At 69.1% G+C, this 511-nt stretch carries 1 protein-coding gene; it reads left to right on the top strand.

All coding sequences use genetic code 11. The annotated features are described in order from the left end of the window. A partial coding sequence (locus tag AC4FQ5_RS20200; RefSeq protein ID WP_491146545.1) for a CPBP family intramembrane glutamic endopeptidase occupies nucleotides 1-511 on the top strand: 511 nt, incomplete at both ends.

The raw sequence follows: 511 nt of genomic DNA, 5'->3' as shown, positions 1-511 counted from the left end.
GCCGTGCTCGTCTCGAGGAGGGGTTCCGACGAGCCCTGGTGGTCGAGGATCGGCGTCAGGTGGTCCGGCACCGCGTTGCTCGTCGGCGTCTTCGTCGGGTTGCTCGCGCGGTCTGTCGCCTTTGTGATCGAGATACTCGCGACGGGTCGCATCTCCGGAGGGTCGGTCGGACTCGACGGATCGGTGGGAGGTGTCGCCGGGACAGCTGCCCTGATTGTCGCGTCCGCGATCGTCGGGCCCATCGTCGAAGAGACCTTTTTCCGGGGAACGCTCCAGCCGGCGCTCGTCGAACGCTCGGGGCGGAGTGCGGCGGCCCCGTGGCTCGGAATCATCGTCACCGCCGCGGTCTTCGCGGGAGTGCATGCCCTGGCCGGCGCTTCCGTGATCGGCACGGCGATCACCTTCGTCGCCGGACTGGGATTCGGGGTCGTCGCTCGCTTGTCGGGGCTCGTCGCGGCGGTCGTCGCGCACGCCGTCTTCAACGCCTCGGGTCTCGCGCTTCTGCTTGCAA

Source organism: Chryseobacterium sp. DT-167 (assembly GCF_058310155.1).
The sequence above is the reverse complement of the archived record's forward strand: the minus strand, read 5'-3'. Positions and strand labels throughout refer to the sequence as shown.